This is a genomic window from Nocardiopsis sp. CC223A, from assembly GCF_030766825.1.
Lineage (GTDB): Bacteria > Actinomycetota > Actinomycetes > Streptosporangiales > Streptosporangiaceae > Nocardiopsis.
This window is the reverse complement of the sequence record NZ_JASFDV010000004.1, coordinates 127865-149486: the sequence shown is the minus strand read 5'-3', so window position 1 is coordinate 149486 and position 21622 is coordinate 127865. Positions and strand designations below refer to the sequence as shown.

Genomic DNA, 21622 nt, shown 5'->3' with positions numbered 1-21622 from the left:
GGAGTCCGCCGGAGTCCGGCGGCGGCCCCGGTCGCTGCGCGCCCCCCGTCCGGCAGGGCCCCGGCGGCGGCGATCCGCATCCGCTCCCGGGTCCGGCCGGAGCGGTTCCGGGTCCGGCGGCGAACAGGTGCCCCGGGCGGCGGCTCATCCCGGCCGCGGCGTATCGATTCGCTTTCCCGTCCCGGGCACGCTACTCTGAAGACACAACGACGCGGGGTGGAGCAGTTCGGTAGCTCGCTGGGCTCATAACCCAGAGGTCGCAGGTTCAAATCCTGTCCCCGCTACCAAGGCCCGGACCCGGGATGAATTTCCCGGGTTCGGTGCTTTTCCCGGTCCATTCCCCACGGAATGGCCGGGGGGTGATGATCTTCACGATCATCATCGGCCCGGGCCCTCGGACCCGGGTGAACAGGGCCGATCTCACCGTTATCCCTCACCGGAAACGATTTGCGGCCCGGGGGGAAACCCTCTAAAGTAGAGATCAACGGCGCGGGGTGGAGCAGTTCGGTAGCTCGCTGGGCTCATAACCCAGAGGTCGCAGGTTCAAATCCTGTCCCCGCTACTGAAACCGGGCCCGGAAATCCATTGGATTTCCGGGCCCGAGTCTTTTCCCCGGGCCGCTCCTCCTTCCGGGAAGCACAGATCCATCCGGGAAGCACAGAGCGGCGAACCCGCCGAGGTCGCGTCGACCGGGTTCGCCCACGGGACACCGATCGGCACGATGCGCCTCCGCTTCCGCGCCCCCGCCCGGCGCAGGGGGCTCGGCGATGTCCTCGCCGGGGGACCGCCCGGGCTCCGGGGTCTCAGGGGGCCAGTGCGGGCAGGTGGGTGCGGATGGAGCGGCGCAGGACCGCCGCCACGATCGGCGCCAGCCCGGGCAGGACAGGGCTCGGCGAGGACATCGCCGGGGGACCGCCCGGGGGTCTCAGGGGGCCAGTGCGGGCAGGTGGGTGCGGATGGAGCGGCGCAGGACCGCCGCCACGATCGGCGCCAGCCCGGGCAGGACGGCGTCGAACTCGATGAGGTACTCCAGGCGGGTGCCGCCGCCCTCGACGGGCTCCAGCCGCTGAACACCGCGGTGGCGGCGCAGCGGCCCGCCCGCGGTGATGCGGTACTCGATCAGCCGGTGCGGCTCCGCGACCGTCACCGTTTCCACGAACCCGGGCAGCGGGCCCACCCGCAGCAGGCGGGCGGAGCCGACCCCGTTGCGGGACGTCTCGCCGTCGCGCAGACGGGTGATCCGGGCCCCGAACAGCGGCCCCAGGTTCTCGTGCTCGGAGAGCGCCGCGAACACCGTCTCCGGGTCGGAGGCGAACGTGTGCGTGAGGTGGATGCGCGCGCTCATGGGACGCCCTTCGGTTCCGGGGCCTTCCGCGGGCACCCTGCCCGGGAGGGGACTCACCGGCAGCGTACGGCGGCCACCCGAAGGTATTCAACCCCGCGACCATTCATATAAGTGAATACCCCGGGAGGCGGGACCTCCCGGGGGCCGGGCGCCGTCGGGCGAGGGGACGCGGCGACGGCGCCCGGGGTCTCAGCGGGTGCGGCCCTCCACCAGCTCCACCACCCGGTCGGCGCGCTCGGCGACCTTGGGGTCGTGGGTCACCACGACCACCGCCGAATCGCGGATCCGGGCCTGTTCCAACAGCTGATCCATGATCATCCGGCTGCTGGCGGCGTCCAGCGCGCCGGTGGGCTCGTCGGCGAGGATCAGCGCGGGGTCGCGGCTGAGCGCCCGGGCCAGTGCCACACGCTGCTGCTCGCCGCCGGAGAGCTGGTGCGGCTTGGAGTGGAGCCGGTGCCCCAGCCCCACCGCCTCCAGCAACTCGCGGGCACGGCCGCGGCGGCGCAGCGCGGGCATCCCCGCCAGCACCAGGGGCACGCCCACGTTGGCCATCGCGGTCCGCCGCTCCAGCAGGTGGAACTGCTGGAACACGAACCCGATGCCCTCGCCGCGCAGCCGCGAGCGCGGGCCCTCGCCGAGTCGGCTGGTCGCCACCCCGTCGAACGTGTACTCGCCGCCGCTCGGCTTGTCCAGCAGCCCGAGCAGGCTGAGCAGGGTCGACTTGCCCGACCCGGACTGGCCGATGATCGCGACGACCTCGCCCCGGTACACGTCGAACGTGCAGTCGTGCAGCACGTCGATCCGGGTCCCCGACACCGTGAAGTGCCGGGTCAGCCCCTCCACCCGCAGCAGCGGGGCCTGTGGAGGGGCTGCCTGCGGGGCCAGGGGGGACGGAGCCGTGGACACTACATCCCCTCCTCTTCCAGGTACATCTCCTCGGTGCCGTCGTCGGCGCCGGGCACGTCGAAGCGCGGGTCGAGCGGGATCGGGTCCATGACCTGCTCGCCGACCTCCAGGCCGGAGACGACCTCGATGAACGAGCCGTCGGAGATGCCCAGCTCCACCGGGCGGGTCTCCTCGGTGCCGTCCTCGGCGACCACGATGACCTCGCCCTCGCCGGTGGTGCCGCGCACCGACGTCACGGGCACGACCACGACGTCCTCGACCTTGCCGGTACTGATCGACAGCTTGCCCTGGACGCCCGCGAACACCTGGACGTCGGAGGGGACCCGGCAGGTCAGCTCGCCGCCGGAGCCGCCGGTGTCGCCGCCCTCCATCGGCAGGCCGAACTCGTCGGTGCCGGACTGCTCCCCGCCCCCGCCGGCCTCGGCGGCGCCCAGCGACAGGAACTCGCACTGGGTGGGCGGCGGGCCGTTCTTGATCTCCAGGAGGATGTCCGAGGGCTCCTCGTAGAACCGGTACAGGTCGTTGGCGGGGATCGTGGCGACCGCCCGGTACACGTCCGGGGCGACGGCGGCGACCACGGCCCCCGGCTCCAGGACGTCGCCGACCTGCACGTCGGCCAGGCCGGTCACCTTGCCGTCGACCGGCGCGTACAGGCTGACCTCGCGGGTCACCGGGGCGGCCGGGGCCTCGTCCTCACCGGTGCCGGCGCCCGGGTCGGGCTCCTCGGTGTACTTCACGTTGAGGATGGGCGCGCCCTCCTCCACCGTGGCGCCGTCGGTCACCCACAGGTGGACGACCTGGCCGCCCTTCTGGGCCTTGACGCTCTTGCCGGGTTCGGCCTGGACGGTCGCGTCCAGCACCATGACGGAGTCGATGGTGCCCAGCTCCACGGGGTAGGGGGCGCCGCCCACGTCGACGGCGCCCTCCATCGGGAACTCCTCGCCGGAGCCGCCCATGCGGTTCAGCAGGAAGAACCCGCCGCCGGCGACCGCGACCACGAACAGCAGCGCCGCCGCGCCGATGATGATCCACTTCTTCACGTGTGTCTCCTATTCCCGCAGTCCGGCGACGACGGACGAGCGCAGTGCCCGCAGGGCGGGGATGACTCCGGCGAGCAGGCCGACACCGGCGGCGCTGCCCAGGCCGACCAGGACGGCGGTCGGCGGGATGGCGATGGGTACGTCGGGTGGCAGGTCGATGAAGGAGGGGACGATCGCGGCACCCGCGGCCACGACGGCCCAGCAGCCGAGCAGGGCGATGACACCGGCGACCAGCGACACCACGACGGCTTCCATCACCACGGCGACGAACAGCGTGAACCGGGTCGCGCCCAGGGCGCGGTAGGTGGCCAGCTCGCGCCTGCGCTCGCGCACGGTGACCAGGCCGACGTTGAGCACGCCGAGCAGGCCGGTGGTGAGCGTGATGGCGGCGATGCCGATGAGCCCGACCGACAGGTAGCCGATCACCCGGTTGACCTCTTCGGCGTAGTCCGCCCGGTAGACCATGACGGACTCCTGGTCCTGCCCGCCCCAACGCTCGGAGGCCGACAGGATCCGCTCGGTGAAGACCTCGCCCCAGGGGTCGGTCGCGGCCGGGTCGGCGGGGTCGATCCGGACGCTGTACTCGGGGTCCTTGATGGTGACCGGGGCGGCGGCGCCGTCCTGGGAGGTCTCCACGGCCTCGCCGTAGATGAGCTCCTCGGTGGCGGGCGCGCGTAGCAGGTAGGCGGTGTACCAGCCGCTGTCCAGGGCCGAGCTCGACGAGACGCCGACCACGCGGACGTCCATCCAGTGATCGGTGCCGATCTGCACCCGGGTGATGTCCTCCATGTCCCCGGCCAGACTCTCGTTGACCACCAGGACCGGTGCCAGGGACTCGGAGTCGGCGTCGGTGAACCAGCGGCCCTGGGTCATGGTCATCCGCCGGATGTCGCCGAGGGTGGCGTCCACGGCCCGGATCTCGACGTCGGGGATGGTCTGGTCGCCCGAGCGCACGGAGACGCCGTGGAGCATGGTGTTGAGCGACACGTCCACGCCGCCGGCGCGGACCAGATCCTCCTCGAAGGCCGCCACGTCGGTGACATCGGTGTCCCACATGCCGACCATGAGGGTCGCGGCGCGTCCGGCGTTGGCCTCGCTGTAGGCGGTGGCGAACCGCTGCCCGAAGTCGCCCGCGGTGACGACGGCGATCAGTGAGCCGACACCGACGACGATGCCGGCGCAGGACAGGATCGTCCTGGCGATGTTGGCGCGGGAACCGGCGAAGGCGAGCAGTATCCCGGCAACGAGGGAACGCAGCATACGGTCCCTTCCCAGTGAATGTGTGTGGGGTGGCGCCGCGTCGCGGGCGGCGCCGTACAGGCCCGTGGGGACGGGACCTCACTCCGGAACATCGCAGGGCGGGCAGGTTTCGGTTCATGATCATCGAGGGATTTTTGTTTTTCCGCGACCGGACCGGGGCCGCCCCGGGGAGCGGGTGCGCCGGTGCGGGTCAGACCTCGAAGCCGTCGCAGGTCAGGGGTGTTCCCGTGGCGGCGTCGGACCACAGGGCGGTGTACACCCCGGGAGGAAGGTCGAAACCGTCTTCTTCGGGATAACGGACATGCACCCATTCCCCGGGAACAGTGTCCGTTTCCAGGGTGTGGAGGTCGTCGCCCGGGGTCCGGACCGTGACGGTCACCGTGGTCGGGCCGACGCCCTCGGGCGGCAGCAGGCCCAGGTCGACGGGCCCCTCCCCGACGGCGGCGCGCGGCGCCTCGGTGCGCCAGGCGCCCTCGCCCGGGACCCCGGCGGTGTCCACGGCGGGGGTGCACATCAGGAGGTCCGGGTCGAAGACGGCGCCGTCCGCGTCGGGGGCGGACTCCGCGCCGGGGCCGTCGGTGCGCACCGAGTCGGCGATCATCGCGTCGAGTTCGTCGGGTGTGTACCCGTGGCCGCCGCCGCAGGCGGTGGCGGCGAGCAGGAGCAGCACGACGGCGCCCGGGCGCACGGGTGTGGGAATGTGGGTCGGCACGGACGCCACGCTACTACTCTCCGTGTCGTGGTCGATGCACAACGTCGAAGAGTGGTGGTCCGCAACCCGGAGCCCGCCCCGGATCAGACCGGGCGCAGCGGCGTCGGCCCTCCGTTAAGCCAGGTCAGCGCCCGATCGTGCAGGATCCCGTTGGTGCACACCAGCGGCCCGCCGTCGACGAACCCCTCACCGCGCAGGTTCGTGGCCCGCCCGCCGGCCTCCTCCAGGATGATCGGCAGCGGCGCGGCGTCCCACAGCGACAGTTCCGGTTCGGCCGCGATGTCCACCACGCCCTCCGCCACCATCACGTGCGACCAGAAGTCGCCGTAGGCGCGGGTCCGCCACACCGACCGGGTCAGGCCCAGGAACGACTCCAGCCGCCCCTGCTCCTCCCAGCCGCTCAGGGACGAGAAGCTCAGCGAGGCGTCGGACAGCTCCGACACCTTCGACACGTGGCAGCGCGAGGCCTTGGACAGGCTCCGGCCCTGCCAGGTGCCGCCGCCCAGGGACGCCCACCAGCGCCGGAACAGCGCCGGGGCCGACACCACGCCGACCACCGGCCGGTCGCCCTCCAACAGGGCGATGAGCGTCGCCCACACCGGGACGCCGCGCACGTAGTTCTTGGTGCCGTCGATGGGGTCGATCACCCATACGCGGTTGCTGTTGCCGCTCTTGCCGTACTCCTCGCCCACCACGGCGTCCCGGGGGCGGGCGCGCGACAGCACACCGCGGAGCGTCTCCTCGACCAGCCGGTCGGCCTCGGTCACCGGGGTCAGGTCGGGTTTGGTGTCGACCACCAGGTCCAACGCACGGAAACGCTTCAGCGCGATGTCGTCGGCAGCGTCGGCGAGCACGTGGGCCAGCCGCAGATCATCGTCAAAGGACGCCATGGGCGGTAACGCTACCCTCCCGGGCACGAACATGGCCAAAGAGCCCCACGCGCGTGATCAGAGTGTTAGTCGGGGACACCGCCCGGTCACCGAACCGGGGGGTGGGAGTCCGGACTCCCGGATGTCACCATGGGGGGATGGATACCAGACAGGGCGGGTCGGTCCGCGAGCGGCTGATGGACGCCGCCTACGCCGAGGTCGTCTCCGGCGGGTGGGGCGAGCGTCGGATGGCCGACATCGCGGCCGCGGCCCAGGTGTCCCGCCAGACCCTGTACAACGTGTTCGGCAGCAAGGAGGGGCTGCTCCAGGACGTCGTGGTGCGCGAGGTCAACGCGCTGCTGGACGAGGTGGTGCGGGTCCTGGCCGCCGAGCACGGCGATCCGGCCCACACCGTGAGCCGGACCGCGCGCCTCATCCTGGACACCGCGCGCGGCAACCCGCTGTTGCACGCGGTGGTCACCGGCGACCGCGAGCTGCTACCGGTGCTGACCACCCGCTCGGAACCGCTGCTGGGGGTGCTCGGCGAGCGCATCGCCGCCTCCCTGCGCGAGCACCGCCCCGACCTCGGCCCGGACCTGGCCGAGGCGGTCGCCGACGTCGGCGTGCGGCTCACCGTGTCGTACGCGCTCCAGCCCATCGACCCCGCCGAGGCGGCCCGCCGGATCGAGACGGTGACCCACGGGATGCTGCTGGTCGGCCGCCGGGAGGAGTGTTGACCGGGGAGGAGGCCGCCCGGGCGCGGATCACGGCCATCCCGGTGCGCAGACCCGAGCGGCTGGCCGTGCTGGACCGGGTGGCCCGCGCGTTCGAGCCCGGCGTCCGCTACACCGAGTCGCAGGTCAACGCCGTCATCGGCGGCTTCAGCGCCGACGTCCCGGCGCTGCGCCGCGGCCTGGTGGACGAGGGCTTCCTGGAGCACGACCGCGTCCACTACTGGCGCTGCGGCGGCACCGTCGACCTGTGACCCGGCTCAGGCCGGTTCCTTCAGGAGCCGGTCGACCAGCCCGGCGCCGTCCTGGTCCCCGCCCCCGGCGGCGATCTGACGCCTCATCAGGTCGCCGTAGGGGAGCAGCAGCTCCGTGCTCACCCCCTCCTCCCCGGCGGCGCGCAGCAGGGTCTCCTCCCCACGCGCCTGCATGGCCAGGTTCGAGACCACCCCGGTGGTGAAGTCGCCGCTCTCCAGACGGGCGGCGAACTCGCCCGCGGCGGGCAGCATGGCCGCCAGCCAGCCCTGGAGGAGTTCGGCGACCTGTGCGGGCGGCACCTGCGACCTCCGGGTCAGCGCGAAGGCGTGGGTGATTCCGGCGAACATCCCGTTCATGGCGCTGAGCAGGGCGATGTCCACCAGGGAGGCCGACCCCGGGTCCTCGCCCTGGAACCGGGCGTCGGTGGGGACGGACAGCGCCCCCTCGTGCTCGGCGAACGCCTCCGCCGAGCCGCTGTAGAACGTGTACGCGCCCGACTCCGGGACGCCCACCATAGGCGGTACCGCCATGATCCCGCCGCTGACGAACCGGGCCCCGCGTTCGGCGGCCCACTCCGCGCGTGCGCGCGCCTCCCCGGGGGTGGAGGTGGTGAGGTCGACCAGGTCCTTCCCGGTCAGGTCCACCCCCTCCAGGGTGGAGCCGACGGAGGCGTCGTCGAACAGGCAGGTGAGGACGAGGCGGCCTGCGGCCACCGCCGCGGCGGGGTCGGCGGCGACGTCGGCGCCTTGCGCCGCCAGGGGTTCGGCGCGGGACGCGGTGCGGTTCCAGACGGTCACGGGGTGCCCGGCGGCGAGCCAGGCGCGGGCGAACGCGGCGCCCATGTCACCCAGGCCGAGCAGGACGATACGGGACGGGTCGGTGCTGTTCTCTGTCATGTGGACTAGGCTCGCGGCGGGCGGGAACGCCCACAAGTACGCACTTTGAAGTGGGTGCTCACCGCGGGGTGAGCGTGCAGGCAGGGGGGTCGGGATGGCCCGGCGACCGGGGGTGTACCACTGCGGCACCGACGCCGCGATGGACGTGATCGGCGGCAGGTGGAAGGTGCTCGTGCTGTGGGCGCTGGGCGAGCGCCCGCACCGGTTCGGCGAACTGCGCCGCGCCCTGGACGGGTTGTCGGAGAAGGTCCTCGCCTCGCACCTGCGTGAGATGGAGGAGGACGGGCTCGTCCACCGCGAGGACTTCGACGAGGTCCCGCCCCGGGTCGAGTACTCGTTGACCTCGCGCGGCGTCTCCCTCAACGAGGCCCTCGAACCGCTGGGCGCCTGGGGCCGCGAGCACGTCCTGAACCGCGCCCCCACCGGCTAGGGCCTGTCCGGCGGGTCGTTCCGCCCGCCCGTCGCCCACCGCCGCCCTCAGCGGACGCCGTCGGCGCGGTGTCTCCGCGGAGCCGCCTGCGCTCGGATGGCCGAACCCGGGCGGGCCCCCGCCGTGCGGGAGATCGCCCGGCGGCCGCTCGTGTCCTTCGGCGCTTGCGCCGATGCACGGGAGCCGCCTCGCGGCCGTGTCCCGGAGCGGTCGGGCGAAGAGGCCCTATCGCTCCCGCTCGTGCTCCTCCTCGGTGTCGCCCTCCCGGCTGGCGAGCAGACGGCGCAGGGAGGCCGCCCGGGCCGGGTCGGTCTCACCGCGCGCCAGGGCGGCGCCGATGGCGCAGTCCTCGGCGTCGTCCTGGTGGGTGCAGCCCGCCGGGCAGTCCAGGGCGAGGTCGGCCAGGTCCGGGAAGCCCTCGACGATGTCCTCCGGCGCGATGTGCGCCAGGCCGAAGCTGCGCACACCCGGGGTGTCGATCAGCCAGCCGCCCTCGAACGGCAGCGCCACCGCGGACGTGGAGGTGTGCCGCCCCCGGCCGGTGACCGCGTTGACGTGGCCCACCGCCCGGTCGGTGCCCGGGATGAGCCGGTTGAACAGAGTGGACTTGCCCACACCCGAGGACCCCACCAGCACGGTGGTCCGCCCCGCGAGCCGGCCCGCCAACCCGGTGAGGTCGCCCTCCGGGCTGAGCACCTCGTAGGGCACGCCCAGCGGCTCGTACACCTGGAGCAGCTCGCCGGGGTCGGCGAGGTCGGCCTTGGTCAGGCACAGCAGCGGGGACAGCCCCGCGTCGTAGGCGGCCACCAGGCAGCGGTCCACGAACCGCGGCTGCGGGGCCGGGTCGGCCAGGGCGCACACGATCGCCAACTGGTCGGCGTTGGCCACGATGATCCGTTCCACCGGGTCGGTGTCGTCGGCGGTGCGGCGCAGCACCGAGCTGCGGTCCCTGACCCGAACGATCCGCGCCAGGGTGTCCGGGAGCCCGGACAGGTCGCCGACCACGTCCACCCGGTCGCCCACCACGATCGACCCGCGGCCCAGCTCGCGGGCCTTCATCGCCACCACCCGGGTGCCCTCGACCAGGCACCGGTACCGGCCCCGGTCCACCGCGGTGACCAGGCCCTCCACCGCGTTCTCGTGCTTGGGCCGGGTGCGGGTGCGGGGCCGCGACCCGCCCCGGGCGCGGATCCGGATGTCGTCCTCGTCGAGGTGACGCCCCCCGCCCCGGGTGCGGCTCATGCCAGCGCCCCCGTCCACAGGCCGGGGAAGTCCGGCAGCGTCTTGCGGGTGGTGGCGATGTTCTCCACCTCCACCCCGGGCACCGCGAGCCCGATGACGGCGCCGGAGGTGGCCATCCGGTGGTCGTCGTAGGAGTGGAAGACACCCCCGTGCAGCGGCCGAGGCTCGATGACCAGGCCGTCGGGCAGCTCTTGGACGTTCCCGCCCAGGCGGTTGATCTCGGTGGCCAGCGCGGCGATGCGGTCGGTCTCGTGGCGGCGCAGGTGCGCGACGCCGGTGAGGCGCGAGGGGGTCGAGGCCAGGGCGGCCACCGCGGCGATGGTGGGGGTCAGCTCGCCCACCTCGCGCAGGTCGGCCTCCAACCCCAGGATCCGCCCGGTGCCGCGCAGGGTCAGCGCCCCGTCGGCCCAGGACACCTCGCCGCCCATCCGGGTGAACAGCGACCGCAGGTGGTCGCCGGGCTGGGTGGTGCGCTCGGGCCAGCCCTCGACGGTGACCTCGCCGCCGGTGACCAGCGCGGCCGCCAGGAACGGGGCGGCGTTGGACAGGTCCGGTTCCACGGTGATCTCGGTGACCTTGACCGGCCCCGGCTCCACCGTCCAGACGTCGTCGCCGACCAGCACCGTCACCCCGGCGGCGCGCAGCATCTCCACGGTCATGTCCAGGTGCGGCCGGGAGGGCACGGGGGCGCCCTCGTGGCGCACCCGCACCCCCTGCTCGAACCGGGCGCCCGCCAGCAGCAGCGCGGACACGAACTGGGAGGAGCCCGAGGCGTCCAGGACGACGTCGCCGCCGCGCACCCGTCCGGTCCCGTGCACGGTCATCGGCAGGGCGCCGGCGGAGTCGTCGATGTCGGCGCCCAGGGCGCGCAGCGCCGCCAGCAGTTCGCCCACCGGCCGCTCCCGCGCCCGCGGGTCGCCGTCGAAGTCCACGTCCCCGGTGGCCAGCGCGGCCACCGGCGGCACGAACCGCATCACCGTTCCGGCGTTGCCCACGTCGATCGCGGCGGGGCCGCGCAGCGGACCCGGGGTGACGAACAGGTCCTCACCGCGTTCCTCCACGACCGTGCCCAGGGCGCGCAGCGCGCCCACCATCAGTTCGCTGTCCCGGCTGACCAGGGGACGGCGCACCAGACACGGTGTCTGTGACAGGGCGGCCAGGATCAGCGCGCGGTTGGTGACCGACTTGGAGCCGGGCAGGGCGAGTCGGGCGCGGACGGGGCCCTCGGCGACGGGAGCGGGCCAGTGCGGTGCTGTGGTGGGCTCAGGCATGCCCCAAGGTTATCGGGAGCCCTCTCCGGACGCTTATTCTTGGTAACGCCATGGTGTATCTGGATCACGCAGCCACGACCGAGGTCCGCCCCGAGGTGATCGCCGAGGTCACGGCCGGGCTCGGCTCCCTCGGAAACCCCTCCTCCCTGCACGGACACGGGCGCGCCGCCCGACGCGCGGTCGAGGAGTCGCGCGAGCGCATCGCCGAAGCCCTGGGGTGCACCCCGCACGAGGTGATCTTCACCGCGGGCGGCACCGAGTCGGACAACATCGCGATCAAGGGCCTGTACTGGTCCCGCCGCGCCGAGGATCCGCGGCGCCGCCGGATCATCACCAGCGCGGTCGAGCACCACGCGGCCCTGGACCCCGCGCACTGGACGGCCGAGCACCAGGGCGCGGTCCACGAGACGCTGCCGGTGGACCGGCTGGGCCGGGTGGAGCCGCGCACCCTGCGGGAGGCGATCGAGCGCGACCCGGAGTCCGTGGCCCTGGTGTCGGTGATGTGGGCCAACAACGAGGTCGGCACGGTGCAGCCGGTGGCCGGGCTGGCCGCCGTCGCCGCCGAATACGGGATCCCCTTCCACACCGACGCGGTGCAGGCCGTGGGCGTGGAACCGGTGGACTTCGCCGCCTCCGGGGTGAGCGCGCTGACGGTCAGCGGGCACAAGCTCGGCGGCCCGGTGGGCACCGGGGCGCTGCTGCTGGCGCGCGGGCTGGCCCCGGTCCCGGTGCTGCACGGGGGCGGTCAGGAGCGCGACATCCGCTCGGGCACCCTGGCCACGCCGCTGGTGAGCGGGCTGGCCACCGCGGTGCACCTCGCGGTCGCCGAGCGCGAGAAGCACGCCGCGCACCTGTCGTCGCTGCGCGACACCCTGGAGGAGCGGGTGCGCGGAGTGGTCCCCGACGTCGTCGTCAACGGGGACCCGGACCGGCGGCTGCCGGGTATCGCGCACCTGTCCTTCCCCGGCTGCGAGGGCGACGCCCTGCTCATGCTGCTGGACGCCAGGGGCGTCTCCTGCTCCACCGGCTCGGCCTGCTCCGCGGGGGTGGCCCAGCCCAGCCACGTGCTGCTGGCGATGGGGGCCGACCCCGACACCGCCTCCAGCAGCCTGCGCCTGTCGCTGGGCAGGACGTCCACCGAGGCCGACGTGGACGCGCTGGTCGAGGCCATCGGGCCCGCGGTGGAGCGCTCGCGGGCGGCCCTGGCCAAGCGCCGCGGGAACAGTGAGCGGCCGAGGGCCTTCCGCGGGTGAGGGGCGGGCTCAGCCGGCCCGGTGGATGGTGACGGACTCGATCACCACGTCCTCGACCGGGCGGTCCTGGCCCTGGGTGGCGACCTGGGAGATCTCCACGGCCACGTCCATCGAGGCGTCGTCGGCGACGTGCCCGAAGATCGTGTGCTTGTTCTGTAGGTGCGGGGTCGGCGCCACGGTGATGAAGAACTGCGAGCCGTTGGTGCCCGGACCGGAGTTGGCCATGGCCAGCACGCCCGGCTCGTCGAAGGTCTCCGCGTCGCTGAACTCGTCCTGGAACTGGTAGCCGGGGCCGCCGGTGCCCTGTCCCTGGGGATCGCCGCCCTGGATCATGAAGTCGGGGATGACCCGGTGGAAGACCGTGCCGTCGTAGAACTCGGCCTCGCCGGTCACCGGGTTGGCCACCCCCGCGCCCTCGGCCAGGCCGACGAAGTTGGCGACCGTGACCGGCGCGATCTCGGGCAGCAGGTCCACGGTGATGTCGCCGTGGTCGGTGTGCAGGGTCGCGCCCTCCACGTCGGTGACGTCCACGTCCGGGACCTCGGTCGAGGCCGGCGCGTCGTCGTTGCCGCAGGCGGCGGTCGTGGCGAGCAGTGCTCCGGCCAGCAGGGCGGCGGACAGGGCGGTCGGGCGCATGGATCACTCTTCGGGGAATCGGTGGGGACGGCGGTCGCCACTGAAGGGTACCGACCCCGCGGGCCCCGCGCCGCCCGGGGCCGTCAGCCCCGTGTCTCCTCCGGGCCGTCCTGCTCCCGGCGTTCGGCCTGCTCACGGGCGCGGCGGCGCTGCTCCTCGGCGCGTTCGCGGCAGCGGCGCAGGAACTCCTCGTCGTCCTCGGGCGTCGCGCCCCGGGCCCGGTTGGGGTGGTCGTATTCGGGGAAGGGGGAGGGCGGGCGCACGGGTCCGGGAACGCGGGCCCGGTGCGGTCGGCCCAGGGCGAACCACGCCAGCGCGCCCAACTTGGGCAGCAGCAGGACGATCACCGCCCAGGCGGGTTTGGGCAGCAGGCGCACGGCGTCGGCGTCCGAACCGATGACGTCGAACAGCGCGTACACCCACACGGCCAGTGCCACGACGAAGAACAGCAGGTAGAGGTAGGCCACGGGATCTTCCTGTTGATCGGGGGAACACCCGGAGCGCCGGGTGGCATTGTCAGACCTTGTACTGACTTATCACGGATCGCCGCACTCATTGGTCGCTTGACCGGGCACCCCGCTCCGGGAGAGGGTCGGACCACGGGGCCGCCCGGCGTCGATCCAGGTCCGGCCCCACGTGCGACGGAGGAGGATGATGGGCGTGAACACGGTGTTGCCCTCGGCGGTATGGCTCCCCTTCGGCGCGCGGATCCTGCGTGCCCGCTCGGACAAGGGGCTCTCCCGTGCCGAACTCGCCGCCACGGTCGGGGTGAGCGACGACAAGCTCGGCGAGGTGGAGAGCGCCCGCTGCCGACCGGCCCGCTCCCTGGTGGAGCGGGTGGACAACGCGCTGGGCACCGAGCACCAACTGGTGGACGCCTGGGCGGTCGCGCTCCAGGCGGAGGCGTTCCCCAACGAGTTCGGGGACCTGAGCGAGCTCACGGTGCACGCCCCCGAGGTGTGGGAGACCCAACCGGTGGTCATCCCGCCGTTCCTGCGGACCCGGGAGTACTCCTGGGCGGTGCTGCGGCCCAGCTACTTCGACCTGTCCGACGGCGAGGTCGAGGCCATGGTCGAGGAGGAGATGTTCCTGAGGGCCGCGATGACCGGTCCCGAGGGGCCGTCGCTGCGGGTGGTCCTCAACGAGACGGTGCTCCGGCGGCCCCAGGGCGGGGCCGAGGTGCTCAACGCCCAGCGCGACTTCCTCGCCGACCTGGTGGCGGCCGGGATCGTGCGGCTGGGGATGATCCCGGAGAAGTCGCCCCGCCACCCCGAGCTGGGCGGGCCCTTCCGGCTCATGGAGTACGGGGACCGGGCGCCCATCGTGTACGCGTTCGCCGCCCAGGGCGGGGAGCTCATCACCGACGCCGAGCAGGTCCTGCGATGCTCCATGATCCGCGACGCCATCGAGGAGGTCACGGTGGAGCTGACCCCGGATTCGGAGATCCTCAGCTCGCGCTGGCCCGAGAGCTGAACGCGGGCGGACCGGGGCGGGGGAAGCGCTCCCACGAAAGGTCTTGGGGTGGGGTCCCATGATGGGCTAGGTTGCCCGCCATGGATATCGCGATCACATCCGGATACGTCGTGCCCGTCGACGGGGACCCCATCGACGGCGGCACGGTTCTCATCACCGACGGCAGGATCACCGCCGTCGGCCCCGACTCCGAGGTGGCCGTCCCCGCGGGCGCCACCGTCGTCGACGCCTCCGGCAAGTGGGTGCTCCCCGGTTTCGTCGAGGCCCACGGCCACATCGGCATCGACGAGGAGGGCATCGGCTGGGCCGGTGACGACACCAACGAGATGACCGACCCCAACGGGGCCCGGATGCGCGCCCTGGACGCCATCAACCCCGCCGACCGCGGCTTCGTCGACGCCCTGTCCGGAGGCGTCACGAGCTCGGTGGTCAAGCCCGGCTCGGGCAACCCCATCGGCGGGCAGACCGTGGCGGTCAAGTGCTGGGGCCGCAGCATGGAGGACCGGCTCATCAAGCACCCCGCCAGCGTCAAGAGCGCGCTCGGCGAGAACCCCAAGCGGGTCTACGGCAACAAGGACAAGCTGCCCTCCACCCGCCAGGGCGTGGCCGCGGTCATCCGCGACGCCTTCACCAAGGCACAGGACTACAAGGCCAAGAAGGAGCACGCCGAGGCCGAGGACAAGCCCTTCGACCGGGACAACACGCTGGAGGTGCTGGTCAGGGTCCTGGACGGCGAGCTGCCCTGGTGCCAGCACACCCACCGGGCCGACGACATCCACACCGCCATCCGCCTGGCGGACGAGTTCGGCTACCGGCTCATCGTCAACCACTGCACCGAGGGCCACCTGCTGGCCGACGAGCTGGCCGCCCGGAACATCCCCGTGATCACCGGCCCGCTGATGACCAGCCGCTCCAAGGTCGAGGTCAACAACAAGACCCTGGCCAACCCGGGCATCCTGGACCGCGCCGGAGTGAAGGTGGCCCTCACCACCGACCACCCGGTCGTGCCCATCGAGTTCCTGATCCTCCAGGCCGCCCTGTGCGTCAAGGAGGGCATGGACCCGGACTCGGCGATCCGCGCCCTGACCGTGAACCCGGCCGAGATCATGGGCCTGGACGACCGCGTCGGCTCCTTGAGGCCGGGGCTGGACGGCGACGTCGTGCTGTGGTCGGGCGACCCGCTGGACCTGCGCAGCCGCGCCGAGCGCGTGTTCATCGAGGGCCGTGAGGTGTACACCTACGACTACGAGGCCCGCCGCGGTACGGCCGCGGACGCCTACTACCGCGAGTCCTGAGGCGGCCGGTCCGGGCCGCGCCGGCCGGCCCGGGCCCCCGCCCCCTCAGCCTCCGGCCCCCGGCCACCGGGGATATGAGGCGGCCGTGGCCTGCGATATACGCGCATGTGCCGATGTGCGGGCAGGGTCCTTAGCGGGAGTCTGAGGTCATCCGGGACGACGGAGCCCGGGACGGGACTTCCGGGAGGACACCATGACCCACCACGACCCCGCCGCGGACGCCGCCGAGCGCTACCGCCTGGACCGGGAGCAGGAGGCCGCCCGCGAGCGTGAGCTGCGACGCATCCGCGAGGAACGGCTCCGGGGCGGGGAGCCGCGCCGGTTCGGGCGGTTCCGCGGCCGGAGACGGCCCGCGGGTGATTACGACCTGGCCGGGTAGGCGGTACGGGCACCCCGGGTCGGGCCGGGGAGGGGGCGGTGTGCCGCGCGGGGTGCGGCACACCGCCCCCGCGTTCGGCCGGGGCGGGGTCAGCCGGCGAGGGGGAGCCGCCGCAGGGGTGCTCCACCGGGGAGGTCGGCGTCGCCCGCGGTCGCGAACACGGTGGCGCGCTCCGCCTCCAGGCGCTTCCAGGTGTCCTGCGGGTCGGCGCCGACGGCCGGGAACGGCGTCAGGATGATCGGCGCGCCCGCCGCCACCGGCCCCAGCAGCAGCTCCGCGCTCCCCCCCAGCACGTCCAGCGGGGCCGCGGGGTCCAGGACCAGTGCCACCCGGTCGGCGTCGGCCAGCCCCCAGCGCCGCGCCCGCTGCCGGCCGTCGGCGACCAGGGCCGCGCCCGTGCGGGTTCCGGACAGGCTCAGCGCCGGGGCCTGCGGGTCCACCGGGTAGGGGGAGAAGCGGTCACCGTACCCGCGCACCTCCGCCGAGTAGTCCAGCACCATCGCCGGGACCTCCCGCAGCGGCAGCCCCAGCGGGTGCAGCGAGGTGCCCACGACCTCCTCGGCGCCGCTGTCCAGCGCCGCCTCCAGACGGTCGGCGTCGGCCACCGCCACCTGGGCGTCCGCGGGCAGGTCGCCGCCCTCGGCGACCTCGGCGACCGCACCCACCGACCAGCACGCCGTCAGCCACACCAGCGCCTGCCAGTGCACCGGCAGGGCCAGGACCACCCGGTCGCCCGGCTGCGTTCCGAACCCGTCCACGAGCATGTTCGCGGTCTTGGACACCCAGTTGTCGAAGGTGGCCCGGGACAGTTCCACCCGGCCGCCCGAGGCGTCGTAGGAGGTGATGAACGGGCGGGAGGGGTCGGCGGCGACCAGGTCGCGCCACAGCTGCGCGGGAGTTTCGGACATGTCCCCACTCTAGAACCCGCCCGGAGCGGGAGGCGGCGGGTCCGTAACAAACCGCCGTGCGGTGTGCGAGAAGGTGACGGGAAGTGTCAGAGTTGCCTCATGCGCTTGCTTCCCGGACGATTCCTCGCCCGTGTCACCGCGCTGCCCGCGATCGCCGTGTCCGCCTGGCTCCTGGTGGCCTTCCCCCTTCTGGCACTCGGACTGTTCACCCCCTGGATCGCCCTGATCCTCGGGGTGCCCGCCGTGATCGCGGCCGGTGCCCTGGTGCCACGGCTCATCCCCGACCCGGAGGAGGACGTGCCCTGGTGGCCCGTCATCCTGGTCCTGGTGGTCGCCGCCGCCTTCGCGATCGTGCAGATCGCCTACCACGCCGAGGCCCTGGTCATCCGGCGCGACCCGGCCTCCTACGCCATGTACACGGTGTGGATCGCCGAGAACGGCCACCTGCCGATCCCGCAGCAGCGCGAGCTCATCGCCGGGGACGACCCGGCGCTGAGCTACCAGAGCCTGGCGCACTACGAACGCGGCGACGTCATCTGGCCCCAGTTCATGGCGGGCGCCCCCCTGGTCGCCGCCATCGGGTACTGGCTGGGCGGCCTCGACGGCATGCTCATCGTCACTCCGGTCCTGGGCGCCCTGGGCGTCCTGGCCTTCGCCGGGCTCACCGCCCGCCTGGTCGGCGCCCGCTGGGCGCCCCTGGGCGCCCTGGTCCTGGCCCTGTGCCTGCCCCAGCAGTGGGTCAGCCGGTTCACCTACAGCGAGCCCGTCACCCAGATCCTCCTCCTCGGCGGCCTGATCCTGGCCTACGACTCCCTGGTCAGGCGTACCCACATCACCGACCGGTGGTCGAACACGCAGACCCTGGCCGCCGTCGCCGGCCTGGTGCTCGGCCTGGCCCTGGTCGTGCGCATCGACGCCATTCGCGACCTGCTGCCCGTCATCGGGTTCGCCGCCCTGCTCCTGCTCGCCCGGCGCGGCCAGGCCCTCCCGCTGCTCGGCGGCCTGGCGCTCGGCTCCGGACTGGGCTTCTACGCCGGGTACGGGCTGTCGCTGCCCTACCTGGAATACCTGTCGGACTCCCTGGAACCTCTGCTGATGATCAGCGGCGGGGTGGTCCTGGCCGCGGCCTTGGGCACCGCGCTGCTGTGGCGGCACGGCCTGCCGCGCACCGACCGGGTGCGGTGGCTGCCCGGCGCCGTCGCCGCCCTGGCCCTGCTCACCATGGTGGGTTTCGCGATCCGCCCGCTGCTGTGGCCCGACTACGGCCACGGCAGCGACTTCACCGACGGCTGGGTCGCCTACGTCCAGGCCCAGGAGGGGCTGCCGGTCGAGGGCAGCCGCACCTACTACGACATGAGCCTGTACTGGGTGGGCTGGTACGTGGGCCTGGGCACCGTCCTGTTCGCCTCCCTGGGCGTGGCACTGGTCCTGCGCCGCCTCACGCAGTGGCGCGACCCCCAGTGGCTGCTGCCCGCCATGCTGCTGGTGTGGACGGTGGCCACCACACTGCTGCGCCCCGCCATCACCCCCGACCACCCCTGGGCCAGCCGTCGCCTCATCGTCCTGGTCATCCCCGCGTTCGTGCTGTTCGCGGTCTGGTTCCTGGCCTGGCTCACCCGTTACTGCGCCATCGCCGTGCAGGCGGAGAAGCAGAGCTCGGCCATCCGCGTGCTGCCGGTGGTGGTCGCCGCCGGGGCGTCCGTGGCGATGGTCGGCCCCACCGCCGTCACCTCCTTCTCCGGGATCATGGGGTACCGGCAGGACGTGGGGACGGTGGCGGCCACCGAGCGATTGTGCGCGGCCCTCCCCGACGACGCCTCGGTGATCGTGGTCGACCCCGGCATGGCGGGCAACTACATGCCGTTGCTGCGCAACGTCTGCGGGGCGCCCACCGCCGCGCTCGGCGAGGCCGCGCCCGAGAACGTCGACCGCGTCATCGGCGAGATCCTGGCGCGCGGCCGCACGCCCGTGCTCGCCTCCGAGGACTGGGACCAGCTGTCCGCCCTGGTCCCCGACGTGGAGCCGGAGCGACCCTTCCACGTGGTGGCGCAGATGGATCCGAGTACCCTCATGGAACCGCCCACCGGCCACTGGAGCTTCGTCGGGAGCGTGTGGATCACGGTCGTCCCCAAGCCCTGACCCGCGCCCCGCAGTCCGTCCGCACCCTCTGAGAAGAACGCATGAGCCAGACACACGACGACCCCAGCCCCCACCCCGACGCCGGGACCGAGGACCCGCCGGTCCGGGTCACCATCGTCCTGCCCTGTTACAACGAGGAGGACCACGTCGTCGACGAGGTCAAGCGGATCTGCTCGGCCATGGACGCGTCCGGGTACGGGTACGAGCTGCTGGCCGTCGACGACGCCTCCACCGACGCCACCCTGGAGCGGCTGCGCGAGGTCGCCCCCGTGTTCCCGAGCATGCGGATCATCGCGTTCGGGCACAACGGCGGCTCCGGCACGGTCCGCCGCATCGGCAGCCAGCGGGCCCGCGGCGAGTACGTGGTGTGGACCGACGCGGACATGAGCTACCCCAACGAGCGCATCCCCGAGCTGGTCGCCATGCTCGACGAGGACCCCGAGATCGACCAGGTGGTGGGCGCCCGCACCCAGGAGATGGGCAGCCACAAGGCACTGCGGGTGCCCGCCAAGTGGGTCATCCGCAAGATCGCGGAGAGGCTCACCAACACGCGCATCCCCGACCTCAACTCCGGGCTGCGCGTGTTCCGCCGGGACGTGGCCCGCCCCTACCTGCGGCTGCTGCCGCCCGGATTCTCCTGCGTCACCACCATCACACTGGCGTTCCTGTCCAACCAGCACCCGGTGCGGTACGTGCCGATCGAGTACGCCAAGCGCGCCGGGAAGTCGAAGTTCCACTTCGTCACCGACGCGTACCGGTACATCCTCCAGGTACTGCGCATGGTCATGTACTTCAACCCGCTCAAGGTGATGATGCCGCCCGCGCTCGCCCTGCTGGGCGTGGGCGCCGCCAAGTTCGTGTTCGACCAGGTGCGCAACCCGCTGTACATCCCCAACAACACCGTCATGATCCTCATGACGGGGCTGATCATCGCCGCCATCGCCCTGCTGGCCGATCTCATCGTGCGCTCCCGGGACGGGGCGTGAGTCCCGCGCGGGTCGCGCTGGTCGGCCCCGCCCACCCCTACAAGGGCGGCGGCGCCCGGCACACCACCGAGCTGGCGCACCGCCTGCGGGCCGCCGGGCACCCCACCGTGGTCGAGTCGTGGCGTGCCCAGTACCCGGCCGCCCTCTACCCGGGGACGCAGACCGTCGACGAACCCGAGGGGGAGCCCTACCCCGACACCGCGCGCGAGCTGGCCTGGTACCGGCCCGACGGGTGGTGGCGGACCGGGCGGCGGCTGGCCCGGGGGTCCGACCTGGTGGTCCTCACCCTGTTCTCGCCCGTGCAGGTGCCCGCCTACCTCGGCATCCTGGCCGGGGTGCGGTCGGTGCGCGGCGGCCGCACCCGGGTGGTGGCCCTGTGCCACAACGTGCTGCCGCACGAGCGGCGGGCCGTGGACGTGTCGCTGGTCCGGGCGCTGCTGCGGCGGGTGGACGGGGTGCTCGCCCACTCCGCCGACCAGGCCCTGCTGGCGCAGGGCATGCGCGCCGCCGGGGCCGACGCCCCGGTCACGGCCGTGCTGCCGCCGCACCTGCCCGACACCGGCGCGGTCGTCCCGCCGGAGCCGGGGGAGCGCCGCCACCTGCTGTTCCTGGGCATCGTCCGCCCCTACAAGGGTGTGGACGTGCTGTTGCGCGCCCTGGCCGCGGGGGCGCCCGGCGATGTCGCGCTGACCGTCGCCGGGGAGTTCTGGGGCGGCACCGCGGAGCTGGAGGCACTCGCCGCCGAACTGGGGGTCGGTGACCGGGTGCGGCTGCGCGACGGGTACGTGCCCGCCGAGGAGCTGCCGGGCCTGTACGCCGCCGCCGACGCGGTGGTGCTGCCCTACCGGACCGCCACCGCCAGCCAGAACGTGTGGCTGGCCCACCGGCACGGCCTGCCGGTGATCGCCACCCGGGCCGGGGCGCTGGCCGACCACGTCCGCGAGGGCGTCGACGGGCTGCTGTGCGCCCCGGGCGACGCCGACGACCTGGCCCGGGCGCTCAAGGAGTTCTACACCCCGGGCACGCCCGAACGCCTGCGCGCCGGGGTCCGCCCGGTCGACCCCGCCCCCTTCTGGGCCGACTACGTCGAGCGCCTCCTGTCCGCCTGAGCGCGCCCGCGGAGGCGATTCCCCGAAAACACGGAAAGTAACACCGAAGTCGCTTTATGCTCGAACCATGCCCCTCAAGGTACGCGAGATCATCAAGTTGATCGAGGCCGATGGGTGGCGGCTCCACCGAACAAGAGGAAGCCATCGCCACTTCGTTCACGATCACAAACCAGGAGTCGTCACCATCGCCGGTAAGCCGAGTGGTGACTTGCCGATCGGCACCGAGCGAAGCATCCTGAAACAGGCGGGTATCACGTGGAGGTAGGGATGAGCACGTTCGCGGTCATCATCGAGCGAGCCGAGGACGGCGGGTACGGAGCCTGGTCCCCCGATCTGCCCGGATGCGTCGCACTCGGGGACACCGAGGAGGAGGCCCTGCGTGAGATGGCCGAGGCCGTCCGCGGACACCTGGAGGTGCTGCGCGAACTCGGTGAGCCCCCGCCCCGGCCCGCGACGGTCTCCGCCACCACTCTGACGGCGGCCTGAG

24 protein-coding genes and 2 tRNA genes are annotated in these 21622 nt (G+C 73.0%); 14 read left to right on the top strand and 12 right to left on the bottom strand.

The features are described 5' to 3' along the window. Nucleotides 1–210 precede the first annotated feature (210 nt). Together QJS33_RS03195 and QJS33_RS03190 are read left to right on the top strand one after the other, a co-directional pair. Nucleotides 211–287, top strand: a tRNA-Met gene (locus QJS33_RS03195). Nucleotides 288–488: 201 nt separating this feature from the next. Continuing rightward, nucleotides 489–562 (top strand) — tRNA-Met (locus tag QJS33_RS03190). 363 nt (nucleotides 563–925) lie between these two features. Here QJS33_RS03190 and QJS33_RS03185 read toward each other — a convergent pair. The 6 genes from QJS33_RS03185 to hisN form a co-directional block, all read right to left on the bottom strand. Continuing rightward, the gene (locus tag QJS33_RS03185; RefSeq protein ID WP_306366317.1) at nucleotides 926–1345 is read right to left on the bottom strand and encodes an SRPBCC family protein; all 420 of its coding nucleotides are present in this window, start codon (nucleotides 1343–1345) and stop codon (nucleotides 926–928) included. 189 nt (nucleotides 1346–1534) lie between these two features. Continuing rightward, nucleotides 1535–2251 (bottom strand): ABC transporter ATP-binding protein, encoded by a 717-nt coding sequence (locus QJS33_RS03180; protein WP_306366316.1) that lies wholly within the window; start codon nucleotides 2249–2251, stop codon nucleotides 1535–1537. Further along, complete coding sequence (locus tag QJS33_RS03175; RefSeq protein ID WP_306366315.1) at nucleotides 2251–3291, bottom strand: efflux RND transporter periplasmic adaptor subunit; 1041 nt, start codon at nucleotides 3289–3291, stop codon at nucleotides 2251–2253. The genes QJS33_RS03180 and QJS33_RS03175 overlap by 1 nt, the downstream gene beginning before the upstream one ends. A 9-nt stretch (nucleotides 3292–3300) precedes the next feature. After that, the gene (locus tag QJS33_RS03170; RefSeq protein WP_306366314.1) at nucleotides 3301–4551 is read right to left on the bottom strand and encodes an ABC transporter permease; all 1251 of its coding nucleotides are present in this window, start codon (nucleotides 4549–4551) and stop codon (nucleotides 3301–3303) included. Between the two features lie 190 nt (nucleotides 4552–4741). Next, the gene (locus tag QJS33_RS03165; RefSeq protein ID WP_306366313.1) at nucleotides 4742–5263 is read right to left on the bottom strand and encodes a hypothetical protein; all 522 of its coding nucleotides are present in this window, start codon (nucleotides 5261–5263) and stop codon (nucleotides 4742–4744) included. Between the two features lie 83 nt (nucleotides 5264–5346). Then, entirely contained in the window at nucleotides 5347–6153 is an 807-nt protein-coding gene (gene hisN / locus QJS33_RS03160; RefSeq protein ID WP_306366312.1) for a histidinol-phosphatase, read from the bottom strand. Nucleotides 6154–6290: 137 nt separating this feature from the next. On the opposite strand from hisN, the gene QJS33_RS03155 reads away from it, so the two are divergent. Next, the gene (locus QJS33_RS03155; RefSeq protein ID WP_306366311.1) at nucleotides 6291–6869 is read left to right on the top strand and encodes a TetR/AcrR family transcriptional regulator; all 579 of its coding nucleotides are present in this window, start codon (nucleotides 6291–6293) and stop codon (nucleotides 6867–6869) included. Then, nucleotides 6866–7117 (top strand): DUF2087 domain-containing protein, encoded by a 252-nt coding sequence (locus tag QJS33_RS03150; protein WP_306366310.1) that lies wholly within the window; start codon nucleotides 6866–6868, stop codon nucleotides 7115–7117. The genes QJS33_RS03155 and QJS33_RS03150 overlap by 4 nt, the downstream gene beginning before the upstream one ends. Nucleotides 7118–7123: 6 nt before the next feature. On the opposite strand, the gene QJS33_RS03145 is transcribed toward QJS33_RS03150, so the two are convergent. Continuing rightward, nucleotides 7124–8014, bottom strand: a complete 891-nt coding sequence (locus QJS33_RS03145) for an NAD(P)-binding domain-containing protein (protein ID WP_306366309.1) — start codon at nucleotides 8012–8014, stop codon at nucleotides 7124–7126. Between the two features lie 94 nt (nucleotides 8015–8108). Between QJS33_RS03145 and QJS33_RS03140 the strand changes: the two genes are divergently transcribed. Beyond that, nucleotides 8109–8444, top strand: a complete 336-nt coding sequence (locus QJS33_RS03140; RefSeq protein WP_306366308.1) for a helix-turn-helix domain-containing protein — start codon at nucleotides 8109–8111, stop codon at nucleotides 8442–8444. A 225-nt stretch (nucleotides 8445–8669) separates the two neighbouring features. Here the strand turns inward: QJS33_RS03140 and rsgA are convergent, their stop codons facing one another. Together rsgA and aroA are read right to left on the bottom strand one after the other, a co-directional pair. Beyond that, the gene (gene rsgA / locus QJS33_RS03135; RefSeq protein ID WP_306366307.1) at nucleotides 8670–9686 is read right to left on the bottom strand and encodes a ribosome small subunit-dependent GTPase A; all 1017 of its coding nucleotides are present in this window, start codon (nucleotides 9684–9686) and stop codon (nucleotides 8670–8672) included. Next, nucleotides 9683–10957 (bottom strand): 3-phosphoshikimate 1-carboxyvinyltransferase, encoded by a 1275-nt coding sequence (aroA, locus tag QJS33_RS03130; RefSeq protein WP_306366306.1) that lies wholly within the window; start codon nucleotides 10955–10957, stop codon nucleotides 9683–9685. Before aroA ends, rsgA begins: the two co-directional genes overlap by 4 nt. Before the next feature lie 50 nt (nucleotides 10958–11007). On the opposite strand from aroA, the gene QJS33_RS03125 reads away from it, so the two are divergent. Continuing rightward, complete coding sequence (locus tag QJS33_RS03125; RefSeq protein ID WP_306366305.1) at nucleotides 11008–12210, top strand: cysteine desulfurase family protein; 1203 nt, start codon at nucleotides 11008–11010, stop codon at nucleotides 12208–12210. Between the two features lie 9 nt (nucleotides 12211–12219). On the opposite strand, the gene QJS33_RS03120 is transcribed toward QJS33_RS03125, so the two are convergent. Further along, nucleotides 12220–12846, bottom strand: a complete 627-nt coding sequence (locus tag QJS33_RS03120; protein ID WP_306366304.1) for a peptidylprolyl isomerase — start codon at nucleotides 12844–12846, stop codon at nucleotides 12220–12222. Nucleotides 12847–12929: 83 nt separating this feature from the next. After that, nucleotides 12930–13313 (bottom strand): PLD nuclease N-terminal domain-containing protein, encoded by a 384-nt coding sequence (locus tag QJS33_RS03115; protein ID WP_306366303.1) that lies wholly within the window; start codon nucleotides 13311–13313, stop codon nucleotides 12930–12932. A gap of 187 nt (nucleotides 13314–13500) precedes the next feature. On the opposite strand from QJS33_RS03115, the gene QJS33_RS03110 reads away from it, so the two are divergent. The 3 genes from QJS33_RS03110 to QJS33_RS03100 all read left to right on the top strand — a co-directional run bounded on the left by QJS33_RS03110 (nucleotide 13501) and on the right by QJS33_RS03100 (nucleotide 15993). After that, a complete protein-coding gene (locus QJS33_RS03110) occupies nucleotides 13501–14319 on the top strand; it encodes a helix-turn-helix transcriptional regulator (RefSeq protein ID WP_306366302.1) in 819 nt (272 codons plus the stop codon). Between the two features lie 80 nt (nucleotides 14320–14399). After that, nucleotides 14400–15614: an amidohydrolase gene (locus tag QJS33_RS03105; RefSeq protein ID WP_306366301.1), complete on the top strand. Its 1215-nt coding sequence runs from the start codon at nucleotides 14400–14402 to the stop codon at nucleotides 15612–15614. A 193-nt stretch (nucleotides 15615–15807) separates the two neighbouring features. Continuing rightward, nucleotides 15808–15993 carry a hypothetical protein gene (locus tag QJS33_RS03100; protein WP_306366300.1) on the top strand — a complete coding sequence of 62 codons (186 nt, stop codon included), beginning with the start codon at nucleotides 15808–15810 and terminating at the stop codon, nucleotides 15991–15993. Nucleotides 15994–16082: 89 nt separating this feature from the next. On the opposite strand, the gene QJS33_RS03095 is transcribed toward QJS33_RS03100, so the two are convergent. After that, nucleotides 16083–16901, bottom strand: coding sequence for a TIGR03089 family protein (locus QJS33_RS03095; protein WP_306366299.1), 819 nt, complete (start codon nucleotides 16899–16901; stop codon nucleotides 16083–16085). Nucleotides 16902–17000: 99 nt separating this feature from the next. Between QJS33_RS03095 and QJS33_RS03090 the strand changes: the two genes are divergently transcribed. The 5 genes from QJS33_RS03090 to QJS33_RS03070 all read left to right on the top strand — a co-directional run bounded on the left by QJS33_RS03090 (nucleotide 17001) and on the right by QJS33_RS03070 (nucleotide 21621). Then, complete coding sequence (locus QJS33_RS03090; RefSeq protein ID WP_306366298.1) at nucleotides 17001–19040, top strand: hypothetical protein; 2040 nt, start codon at nucleotides 17001–17003, stop codon at nucleotides 19038–19040. Nucleotides 19041–19081: 41 nt separating this feature from the next. After that, nucleotides 19082–20026: a glycosyltransferase family 2 protein gene (locus QJS33_RS03085; RefSeq protein ID WP_306366297.1), complete on the top strand. Its 945-nt coding sequence runs from the start codon at nucleotides 19082–19084 to the stop codon at nucleotides 20024–20026. Then, nucleotides 20023–21135 (top strand): glycosyltransferase family 4 protein, encoded by a 1113-nt coding sequence (locus QJS33_RS03080; protein ID WP_306366296.1) that lies wholly within the window; start codon nucleotides 20023–20025, stop codon nucleotides 21133–21135. Before QJS33_RS03085 ends, QJS33_RS03080 begins: the two co-directional genes overlap by 4 nt. Before the next feature lie 67 nt (nucleotides 21136–21202). Then, the gene (locus QJS33_RS03075) at nucleotides 21203–21400 is read left to right on the top strand and encodes a type II toxin-antitoxin system HicA family toxin (protein ID WP_306366295.1); all 198 of its coding nucleotides are present in this window, start codon (nucleotides 21203–21205) and stop codon (nucleotides 21398–21400) included. 2 nt (nucleotides 21401–21402) lie between these two features. Beyond that, a complete protein-coding gene (locus QJS33_RS03070) occupies nucleotides 21403–21621 on the top strand; it encodes a type II toxin-antitoxin system HicB family antitoxin (protein ID WP_306366294.1) in 219 nt (72 codons plus the stop codon). The last annotated feature ends 1 nt before the right edge of the window (nucleotide 21622 follow it).

Coding starts and splice junctions, on each gene's coding strand:
- QJS33_RS03170 (WP_306366314.1), bottom strand. CDS start 4,551: ATGCTGCGTTCCCTCGTTGCCGGGATACTGCTCGCCTTCGCCGGTTCC.
- QJS33_RS03105 (WP_306366301.1), top strand. CDS start 14,400: ATGGATATCGCGATCACATCCGGATACGTCGTGCCCGTCGACGGGGAC.
- rsgA (WP_306366307.1), bottom strand. CDS start 9,686: ATGAGCCGCACCCGGGGCGGGGGGCGTCACCTCGACGAGGACGACATC.
- QJS33_RS03090 (WP_306366298.1), top strand. CDS start 17,001: ATGCGCTTGCTTCCCGGACGATTCCTCGCCCGTGTCACCGCGCTGCCC.
- QJS33_RS03100 (WP_306366300.1), top strand. CDS start 15,808: ATGACCCACCACGACCCCGCCGCGGACGCCGCCGAGCGCTACCGCCTG.
- QJS33_RS03070 (WP_306366294.1), top strand. CDS start 21,403: ATGAGCACGTTCGCGGTCATCATCGAGCGAGCCGAGGACGGCGGGTAC.
- QJS33_RS03145 (WP_306366309.1), bottom strand. CDS start 8,014: ATGACAGAGAACAGCACCGACCCGTCCCGTATCGTCCTGCTCGGCCTG.
- QJS33_RS03155 (WP_306366311.1), top strand. CDS start 6,291: ATGGATACCAGACAGGGCGGGTCGGTCCGCGAGCGGCTGATGGACGCC.
- QJS33_RS03120 (WP_306366304.1), bottom strand. CDS start 12,846: ATGCGCCCGACCGCCCTGTCCGCCGCCCTGCTGGCCGGAGCACTGCTC.
- QJS33_RS03125 (WP_306366305.1), top strand. CDS start 11,008: ATGGTGTATCTGGATCACGCAGCCACGACCGAGGTCCGCCCCGAGGTG.
- QJS33_RS03075 (WP_306366295.1), top strand. CDS start 21,203: ATGCCCCTCAAGGTACGCGAGATCATCAAGTTGATCGAGGCCGATGGG.
- QJS33_RS03095 (WP_306366299.1), bottom strand. CDS start 16,901: ATGTCCGAAACTCCCGCGCAGCTGTGGCGCGACCTGGTCGCCGCCGAC.
- QJS33_RS03185 (WP_306366317.1), bottom strand. CDS start 1,345: ATGAGCGCGCGCATCCACCTCACGCACACGTTCGCCTCCGACCCGGAG.
- QJS33_RS03140 (WP_306366308.1), top strand. CDS start 8,109: ATGGCCCGGCGACCGGGGGTGTACCACTGCGGCACCGACGCCGCGATG.
- QJS33_RS03085 (WP_306366297.1), top strand. CDS start 19,082: ATGAGCCAGACACACGACGACCCCAGCCCCCACCCCGACGCCGGGACC.
- QJS33_RS03110 (WP_306366302.1), top strand. CDS start 13,501: ATGGGCGTGAACACGGTGTTGCCCTCGGCGGTATGGCTCCCCTTCGGC.
- aroA (WP_306366306.1), bottom strand. CDS start 10,957: ATGCCTGAGCCCACCACAGCACCGCACTGGCCCGCTCCCGTCGCCGAG.
- hisN (WP_306366312.1), bottom strand. CDS start 6,153: ATGGCGTCCTTTGACGATGATCTGCGGCTGGCCCACGTGCTCGCCGAC.